Source organism: Stenotrophomonas sp. 278, from assembly GCF_003935715.1.
In the GTDB taxonomy this organism is placed as follows: domain Bacteria; phylum Pseudomonadota; class Gammaproteobacteria; order Xanthomonadales; family Xanthomonadaceae; genus Stenotrophomonas; species Stenotrophomonas maltophilia_AH.
This window is the reverse complement of sequence record NZ_RHPP01000149.1, coordinates 1-9,342: the sequence shown is the minus strand read 5'-3', so window position 1 is coordinate 9,342 and position 9,342 is coordinate 1. Positions and strand designations below refer to the sequence as shown.

Below are 9,342 nucleotides of genomic sequence, written 5' to 3'. Positions count from 1 at the left end.
TGGCGGTCTTCTTCTTGGGTGGCATACATGATCCTTTTCAACATGTTATGCCCGAACACAAAATTCCTGACAGTCCCAGCTGCAGACGCCACCGCCGGATCTAAGGTCGCCAAATCCGGTAGGTGATCACCGTTGGTGATCACCCTCTGCGAACGAACAGATTCCGCCATACCGCAACGGGTGGCGAGCGGGCATAATCCGCGCCATTGATCCCGGCCGTCAGCCAGCAGATCAGGGTAGGGGACGGAAGGCCGTCCCCCGTAACGCCCTGAAACCACACTGCAACATCCACTTTTCATGATGCCGCAACGTGCAGCCGGGCAAGCCCGGCTCTACGCCGTTCACTGACCGAGACCTTCATGTCTGCCCATCGCGACACCTCCCGTATTGCCTCTTTCCGCATGACCCGTTCGCCGCGCCCGCACGCGCTGGCGCTGGCCTGCACCACGCTGCTGGGCCTGAGCGGCACCGCTCTGGCGCAGGACGCCACCCCCACGTCGCTGGATGCGATCACCGTGACCGCCGACCACCGCGAACGCAACCTGCAGGAAGTGCCGGTGTCCGTGGGCGTGGTGCAGGGCGAGCAGATCCGCGACTTCACCGCCGGCGGCGACGACACCCTGCTGGCGCTGTCCGGCCGGGTGCCCAGCTTCTATGCGGAAACCACCACCGGCCGCATCTTCCCGCGCTTCTACATCCGTGGCCTGGGTAACATCGACTTCTACCTGGGTGCTTCGCAGCCGGTGTCGATCATCCAGGACGACGTGGTGCTGGAACACGTGGTGCTGAAGTCCAACCCGGTCTACGACGTGGACCAGATTGAAGTGCTGCGCGGCCCGCAGGGCACGCTGTTCGGCCGTAACACCACCGCCGGCATCGTCAAGTTCGACACCATCAAGCCCAGCCAGGACTACAGCGGCCGCGTGCAGGCCAGCTACGGCAGCTATGGCAGCGTGGCGGTGGACGGCGGCTTTGGCGGCCCGATCAACGACATCGCCTCGTTCCGTGTGTCGGCGCTGTACCAGCACCGCGACGACTACGTGGACAACACCTACGGCGGCCCCAGCGCCGACGGCACGGTGAGCCCGCGCAGGAACACCATGGGCGGCTTCGACGACCGCAACGTGCGCGCCCAGCTGCTGCTGCAGCCCAGCGACAATTTCTCGCTGCTGGCCTCGGCCCACGCGCGTGACTACGACGGCACCTCGACCCTGTTCCTGCGCGGTGCGCTGACCCGTGGCTCGAACAAGACCGACGCGCCGCGTGATTCGGTGGCCTACGACGAAGCCGACAACAATCCGCAGGCCTACAAGACCTACGGCGGTTCGGTGAAGGCCGTGTACGACTTCGGCAACCTCTCGCTGACCTCGATCACCGCCTACGAAACCACTTCCGGCTACAGCCGTGGCGATACCGACGGCGGCGCGGCGGCGGATTTCCCGGTCAACGGCGTGCCGAACGGCTTCGGCCAGTCGATGGGCCAGATCCGTGACCTGGACCAGTGGACCCAGGAAATCCGCTTGGCCAACGCCGACAGCAACCGCCTGAAGTGGCAGGTTGGCGCGTTCTACTTCGACGGCCGCGACACCACCGACTTCTACCAGCGTGCGTGGTTCCTGCAGGGCACCGCCCGCAACCCGAACAACTGGGTGCGCCTGCGCAACACCAACACCTCGTGGGCCGGCTTTGGCCAGGTCAGTTACGACGTGACCGACAAGTTCACCCTGACCGCCGGCCTGCGCCAGACTCGCGACGAAAAGCGCACTCGTCTGCTGAAGACCGCCGACACCGCTGCTGGCGTGGTTACGTACCGTGGCCGCACCGACGTGGAAATGGCCGACACCACCCCCAGCTGGGACGTGAGCGCGATGTACGCGTTCAACCCGCAGGTGAGCGTGTACGCCAAGGTGGCGCGTGGCTTCCGTGGCCCGACCATCCAGGGCCGTTCGGCGGTGTTCAATGCCGACTTCACCACCGCCGATTCGGAAACCATCCTGTCGTGGGAAGCCGGCGTGAAGAGCAGCCTGTGGGACAACCGCCTGCGTTTGAATGCGGCGGCGTTCACCTACACGGTCAACGACATCCAGCTCAACGGCAATGACTCAAACGGCAACGGCGTGCTGTTCAACGCGGACAAGGCCAAGGCCTATGGCGTGGAAGCGGACATGGAGCTGCGGCCGATTCCGAACCTGAGCCTGAGTGCCGGTTTCAGCTGGCTGCACAGCGAAATCCAGGACGATCGCGTGTATGCCCAGGTATGTGCGCTGAACGGTGCCGTGGTGTGCGATGTGTACGACCCGACCATCAAGGTGGGGGCCAACACCTTCGCGCAGATCAACGGCAACCCGCTGCCGAATGCGCCGAAGTACAACCTGAATTTTGCCGCGCGTTACGACATTCCGGTGAACGATGCCGACGTGTTCTTCGTGTCCACCGACTGGAACAAGCAGGGCTATACCAGCTTCGTGCTGTATGACTCGGCCGAGTTCAATTCCAAGGGCAGCTTCGAAGGCGGGTTGAAGCTGGGCTATTCGGGCAACTATGGTGCCTGGGAAGTGGCGGCGTTCGCGCGCAACATCACCAACGAGAAGAACCTGAAGGGTGTGATCGAGAACTACATGGCCGCGGTTTATAACGAACCGCGCACCGTGGGGGTTTCGTTGAACCTTAATTGGTAATGTGAAAAACAAGGCCCCGCTGGTGCGGGGCCTTGTTGTTTCGGTGGGGTGCGCGTCGTTAATGCGCCGATTGGTGCTATCGGCAGTCGTCTTGCGACCGACTCTACCGCTGACGGTCCACACGAAACGCCCGGTGATCCGTGCGTCCACGGGGTTGCCGGGCGATCCGACGGTCCACGGGCAATTCCCGGCGATCCGTAGTGACACGCCATGCGTGTCATGCGGGGTGCCCGATCAACGTGATGACACGCATGGCGTGTCATCACATGACGATCACCCAGGCAACGCCGCCTGCAGGCGCGACTCCAGCTCGGCCTGCCTCCAGCCGGCCAGCGCGGCCGGCCACTGCCGGCTTTCCAGGTAGCTTTCCAGGTGCTTGCGCGAGGCCAGCACGCCATCGGGCAGGCCCAGTTCCGCCGTGCGCGCACTCACTGCATCCTGCAGCTTCTTCAGCGCCTGCTTGTTGCCATCATTGGCCGGCAAGGCCAACGGAGCCTGCGCCTCATCCGCCAGCGGCGTCACCAGCGCCTGCCACACCGCTCCGGCCAGCTTGCGCGGTGCTTTGGGGAAGCTGTCCATGACCTTGCCCAATGCCTCCTGGTCGACGGGTGGCGTACGTGCCAGCTGCGCGGCCAGTTCGTTGTCCAGAATCCAGCTGCGCGGCCGGTCGCTGCTGCGCGCCTGCACGTCGCGCCAGCGCAGCAGTCGCAGAAGGCGCAGCTGGGAAGCGGCATCCATGAACTGCGCCGAACGCATCGCCACGTGCGGCCAGCGTTCTTCGTCATGCTCCACGCTGGCCAGCAGGCGCTCGGCGTCGTCGGCCAGCCACTGGCGACGGCCCTGTTCCTGCAGCCTGGCCTCAATGGCATCGTGCAGCGCGAACAGGTACTCCACGTCATCGGCGGCGTACTGCAGCTGCGCGTCCGACAGCGGCCGGCGCATCCAGTCCGAACGGGTCTCGCCCTTGGGCAGGGTGACGCCGGTGATCGCGGTGACCAGCTTCTGGTAGCCCATGCCACCGCCGATGCCGGCCAGCGACGCGCCGATCTGGGTATCGAACAGCGGACGCGGGAGCACGCCACAGGCGACCTTGAAGGTGACCAGATCCTCGCTGGCGCTGTGCATGATCTTGAGGATGGAGGTGTCGGCCAGCCATTTCGCCAGCGCTTCGTTCATGCCCGGAACCAGCGGGTCGATCAGCAGCACCTCGTCGCCAACGGCCATCTGCACCAGTGCCAGCTGCGGCCAGTAGGTGCGTTCGCGGATGAATTCGGTGTCCAGGCCGATGCGGGTGGGGCGCTGGAGAAAGCGTTCGTCCAGTTCCGCCGGGGTTTTGATCCAATAGGCCACGTAGGGTTTCCATGCTGCGGGAATGCTCAGGTGAGCAGGATAACGCGCCTGCACCGGCCCGCGCGCCGTTATGATGGCTCCATGCTGCGAACCCCCGGTCCCCTGACGCTGCTGCTGGCCACGGTGCTGTTCACCGCCAGCGCCTGCTCCCCTGACGATGCCCCGCCTGCGGCGGCGCGACCGGCCGAGCCTGAGGGCCCTGCCAAGGCACACAGACCGGCGCAGGTGACCATCGGCGGGCAGGACGAAGCCGAAACGGTACAGCGCTGGCAGCCGCCGGCAGTCCAGATCGAGGACGACGGTGTGGCCCAGGCCCGCCGCGATGCGGCCAAGGCCTTCGAGAGCGGCCGGCTGTACGAAGACGCCACGGCCGCGCTGCCGATCTGGCTGGCCCTGCGCGAGCGCGATCCCAAAGACCGCCAGGCGCAGGCCGGCATCAACCAGGCCAAGGAAAAGCTCCTGGACGAGATCGCGGCGCTGCTGGTGCGCCCGCTGCGGCAGCGCGAAGCCGTGGCCAAGGCGGGCGAGATGGGGCTGGTGCTGCTCACCCTGGACCCGGACGACCCGCGCGTGCGCGCGCTGCAGTCCCGGGTGGAGCTGGCGCAGCGGGTGATCGCCTACAACCGCGCCGGGGAAGACGATCTGCGCAATGACCGCATCGGCGAAGACGGCGACGGGGCGCTGCCGAACTTCCGCGAGGCACTTGCCCTGGCTCCGGACAACGAGCGCGCCCGGCAAGGGCTGGCTGCGGCGGAAAGTGCGTTGATCCGTCGCGCCGAGACCGCCGCACGGGCGGCCGATTTCACCGGGGCCGGCGTGTGGCTGGCCGAGGCCGCCAAAGTGCGTGATTCGGCCCCGACCATCAATGATGCGTTCGAGCGGGTGGAGCGGATCCGCGCAGAAACTCTGGTGCGCCTGCGCGACGAGGGCCTGCGTGACCTGACCAGCGCACAGGGCCTCAAGCCGGCGCGGCAGAAGCTTGAAGACGCGCTGCGCATAGCCCTGCCTGGTGATCCGGTGGTGGCGCAGCTGCGCGAGCGGATCGAGCTGGTCACCCATTACGGCAGCTTCCGTCCGGGACAGGTGTTCAGCGATGCGCTGCGTGATGGCGGGCGCGGCCCGCAGATGATCGTGGTCCCGCATGGAGGCTTCCAGATGGGGGCGGCCGAGGGTGAGATCGGCGCGGGCGAGTCGGAAAAGCCCGCCCACTACGTGCGCTTCGATCGGGGTTTCGCGATGGCCATGACCGAGGTCACCGTGGCCGACTTCCGCCGCTATGTACAGGCCAGCAAGGCACGCCCGCGCGCAACGCGGCGAGGGCATTCCACCGTGTACGACGAACGCAGCGGCAACTTCATGCTGCGCAGTGGAGTGGATTGGCAGTCGGGCTATGACGGCAGCATGGCCATCGCCAATTCGCCGGTCATGCACGTCAGCGTGCGCGATGCCGAGCACTACGCCATGTGGCTGTCCGAGCAGACCGGGCGGTACTACCGGCTGCCCAGCGAAGCCGAATTCGAGTACGCCCTGCGCGCCGGCACCAGCGGCCGCTATCCCTGGGGCGATGAAGGCACGCCGCCGAAGGGGTCGGGCAATTTCACCGGCGGCGACGACATTTCGCCGTCCGGGCGGCGCTGGTTCAACGCCTTCGTCGGCTATGGCGACGGCTGGTGGGGGCCCGCACCGGTGGCCAGCTTCGAGCCCAACGGGTTTGGCCTGCACGACATGGCCGGCAACCTCAGCGAATGGGTGGCCGACTGCTGGCACGCCAGCTACCGGCGTGCCCCGGCCGATGGCGCGGCCTGGTTCAACCCCGGCTGCCGGCAAAGGGTGATCCGTGGCGGCAACTGGGCCAATGCTCCCGAGCAGACCCGCGCGGCGTGGCGGCAGTCGCAGGACTCGGACACCACCAACGCGCGGATCGGCTTCCGCCTGGTGCGTGGTATCTGAATTCACACGGGGCAGGGGTAGGATGGCCCCAGCGCCGGCCAGGGTGAGCCGGCTCCTTCAGGAACCACGACCATGCGCAGCGATCCGTTTGGGGGGCAGTCGCAGCAACGCGGCCGGCGACCGGGCCTGTTCGGCAACATCCGCTGGTGGGTGCTGCTGGCGTTTGCCGGCTACGCCGCGTACTACTGGTTTTCCAATCGCAGCGTCGACCCGTACACCGGCGAAAGCGTGCTGATCGACAGTTCGCTGGACGCCAGCCAGGAAAAGGCACTGGGCCTGCAGGCGTATCAGGAAATCCTGTCGCAGGAGCGGCCGCTCGACCCGAACGCGCAGATCTCACGCGATGTGCGTGCCATTGCCGAGCAGTTGATCCGCAAGGTGGACGTGGTCGAAACCGCGCTGGCCGAGGAACATGGCCTGAAACCGGCGCACTTCTCGCGCGATTTCGAGTGGGAAGTGAATGTCATCCAGTCCGACCAGGCCAATGCGTTCTGCCTGCCGGGCGGCAAGATGGCGGTATACACCGGACTGGTGCCGGTGGCGCGCACCCGTGACGCGATGGCGGTGGTGATGGGGCATGAAATCGCCCACGCGTTGTTGCGGCATGGTGCGCAGCGCATGGCGCAGCAGAAGATGACCCAGATCGGGCAGATGGCCGGTGCGGCCAGCGGCATGGACCCCTCGCAGCAGCAGATGGTGATGTCCGCGCTGGGCTATGGCTACCTGCTGCCGTATGCGCGCAACCATGAAACGCAGGCGGATGAAGTGGGGTTGATGCTGGCTGCGGCGGCCTGTTTCGACCCGCGTGAAGCGGTGCCGCTGTGGGAGCGCATGGGCCAGGCAAGCGGCGGTCAGGCTCCGCCGGAGTTTTCGTCCACGCATCCCAATCCCGGCACGCGCATCCAGAACCTGCAGGCGTGGATGCCCAAGGCGATGGAGTACCGGCAGCGGTTCTGTGAGACCGCAGGCGGCGGATGATCCGGTGTTACGGGTCCCTGACGATCAGGTTGATGGCACCGTCTTTGACCCGCGCGGTGACCGCATCCCCCGGCGCAACATCCAGCGGCGAACGCACCAGCCGCCCGTCGTCCTCACGGGTCAGAATCGAATAGCCGCGACTCACCGTCGCCAACGGGCTCACCGCTTCCATTGAACGGGCCAGCCCACGCAGGCGCAGCTGATCGCGCTGCAGTTGCCGCGCCATCGCCGCTTCAACGCGGGGCTGGAGTCGCTGCAGACGCTCGCGCAGGGCTTCCAGGCGGCGTTGCGGCGCATTGTTGCGCAGTACGATGTCAGCATGCCGCAGGCGTGCACGGCGGCGCTCCAGCTGCTGCTGCCACACCGCCGCAAGCCGCCGCCTCAGGTCCTGCTGCCGACGCTGCAGCAGCTGCAGCCGGTTCTGCGGGCTCTGCGCGTTCAGCCGCAACAACGCACGGTCAGCGCGCTGCATGGCCTGGCCCATGGCGTGGCGCTGCAGCTGCACCATCCGCGCTGCATCCCGGCGCAGCCGCAGCAGCAGATCGCGCTGGTCGGGCACCAGCAGTTCGGCGGCCACGGAGGGCGTGGGCGCGCGCAGGTCGGCGGCGAAGTCGGACAGGCTGAAATCCGTTTCGTGGCCGACCGCCGACACCACCGGTGTCTGGCTGGCGGCAATCGCGCGCGCCAGCTGTTCGTCATTGAAGGCCCACAGGTCTTCCAGCGAACCGCCGCCACGGGTGAGCAGAATCACGTCATAGCGCGCGCTGGCATCGGCCGCGCGCAGCAGCGCGGTGATCTGCGCCGCCGCACTGTCGCCCTGCACCAGGCTGGGCAGCAGGTCGACCTCCAGCAGCGGGAAACGGCGGGCCAGCACGCTCAGTACGTCGCGCACCGCCGCGCCGGTCGGTGAGGTGATCACCGCCAGCCGCTGCACGTGGGCGGGCAGGGGGCGCTTGCGCTCCGGCGCGAACAGGCCCTCGGCTTCCAGTCGTGCCTTGAGCTGCTCATACGCGCGGCGCAGGGCACCTTCGCCGGCTTCCTCCATGTGGTCGAGCACCATCTGGTACTCGCCACGTGCGTCGTACAGGGTCAGGCGGCCACGCGCCAGCACGCGCATGCCTTCGCGCGGCACGAATTTCAGCCACTGGCTTTTCGGCTTGAACAGCGCCGCGCGGATCTGCGCACGCGCGTCCTTCAGGGTGAAGTACATGTGCCCGGACGCCGGCCGGGTCACGTTGCCCAGCTCGGCTTCCACCCACACTGACGGAAAGCTGCCTTCCAGCAGGTCGCGGGCGAGCGCGTTGAGCTGGCTGGGGGTGAGGATCTGTGCGGTGCGTTCCATGCCGGTCATGTTCGCACGTTGTGCCGGTGCAGTGCCCACTGCACGTGCTCGCGCACCACGTCGGACGGGTGATTCACGCGTGACTGCAGTGCAGCGAGCGTGTCAGCGGTGCCCGGCGCATTGCCCAGTGCCACCGCGATGTTGCGCAGCCAGCGCTCATGGCCGCTGCGACGGATCGGACTGCCTTCGGTACGGCGCAGGAACTCGTCTTCCTCCCACGCGAACAGCTGCGCCAGGCTGGCGGTGTCGAGCTCGTTGCGGGCGCGGAAATCGGCTTCGTCGGTACGCTTGGCGAACTTGTTCCAGGGGCAGATCAGCTGGCAGTCGTCGCAGCCGTAGATGCGGTTGCCGATCAGCGGGCGCAGTTCTTCAGGAATGGACCCGTCGTGCTCGATGGTGAGATAGGAAATGCAGCGCCGCGCATCCAGCCGCTGCGGGCCGATGATCGCCTGGGTCGGACAGATGTCGATGCAGCGCGTGCAGCTGCCGCAGTGCGCGCTTGCGGGCGCGTCCACCGGCAGCGGCAGGTCGATGTAGATTTCGCCAATGAAGAACCAGGATCCGCCCTGCTTGTCGATCAGGCAGGTGTGCTTGCCGATCCAGCCCAGCCCGGCATTGCGGGCCAGTGCGCGTTCCAGCACCGGGGCCGAGTCAACGAACACGCGGTATCCGAACGCGCCGATCTCGGCGGCCAGGGCATCGGCCAGCTTCTGCAGGCGGTTCCGCATCAGCTTGTGGTAATCGCGGCCCAGCGCATAGCGCGCCACGTAGGCACGCTCGCCGTCGTTGAGGGCGGCCCAGGCCTGGGTGTCGTCCTTATGACTGTAGTCCATGCCGACCGAGATGACCCGGACCGTGCCGGGCAGCAGCTCGGCCGGACGCGCGCGCAGGGTGCCGTGGCGCGCCATCCAGTCCATGGTCCCGTACAGGCCCTTGCCCAGCCAGTCGGCCAGGTGCGCTTCGTCCTCCGCCAGCTCGATGCCGGCAATGCCGCAGCGCTGGAAACCGTGCTCGCGCGCCAGCGCCCACACGCGCTCGGCGGCG

Annotated in this window: 6 protein-coding genes; 3 read left to right on the top strand and 3 right to left on the bottom strand. The window is 67.0% G+C overall.

Annotated elements, in window-relative coordinates; translation table 11 throughout:
* Nucleotides 1–359 precede the first annotated feature (359 nt).
* Nucleotides 360–2,678 carry a TonB-dependent receptor gene (locus EGJ34_RS18480; RefSeq protein ID WP_125361924.1) on the top strand — a complete coding sequence of 773 codons (2,319 nt, stop codon included), beginning with the start codon at nucleotides 360–362 and terminating at the stop codon, nucleotides 2,676–2,678.
* A gap of 273 nt (nucleotides 2,679–2,951) precedes the next feature.
* Here the strand turns inward: EGJ34_RS18480 and rnd are convergent, their stop codons facing one another.
* Nucleotides 2,952–4,028, bottom strand: a complete 1,077-nt coding sequence (rnd, locus tag EGJ34_RS18475) for a ribonuclease D (RefSeq protein WP_125361923.1) — start codon at nucleotides 4,026–4,028, stop codon at nucleotides 2,952–2,954.
* An 81-nt stretch (nucleotides 4,029–4,109) separates the two neighbouring features.
* On the opposite strand from rnd, the gene EGJ34_RS18470 reads away from it, so the two are divergent.
* Nucleotides 4,110–5,978, top strand: coding sequence for a formylglycine-generating enzyme family protein (locus tag EGJ34_RS18470; protein WP_125361922.1), 1,869 nt, complete (start codon nucleotides 4,110–4,112; stop codon nucleotides 5,976–5,978).
* A 72-nt stretch (nucleotides 5,979–6,050) separates the two neighbouring features.
* A complete protein-coding gene (locus EGJ34_RS18465; protein ID WP_125361921.1) occupies nucleotides 6,051–6,956 on the top strand; it encodes a M48 family metallopeptidase in 906 nt (301 codons plus the stop codon).
* 7 nt (nucleotides 6,957–6,963) lie between these two features.
* Here the strand turns inward: EGJ34_RS18465 and xseA are convergent, their stop codons facing one another.
* A complete protein-coding gene (xseA, locus tag EGJ34_RS18460) occupies nucleotides 6,964–8,298 on the bottom strand; it encodes an exodeoxyribonuclease VII large subunit (protein WP_125361926.1) in 1,335 nt (444 codons plus the stop codon).
* 5 nt (nucleotides 8,299–8,303) lie between these two features.
* Nucleotides 8,304–9,329 (bottom strand): tRNA epoxyqueuosine(34) reductase QueG, encoded by a 1,026-nt coding sequence (gene queG, locus EGJ34_RS18455; protein WP_125361925.1) that lies wholly within the window; start codon nucleotides 9,327–9,329, stop codon nucleotides 8,304–8,306.
* Nucleotides 9,330–9,342 lie beyond the last annotated feature (13 nt).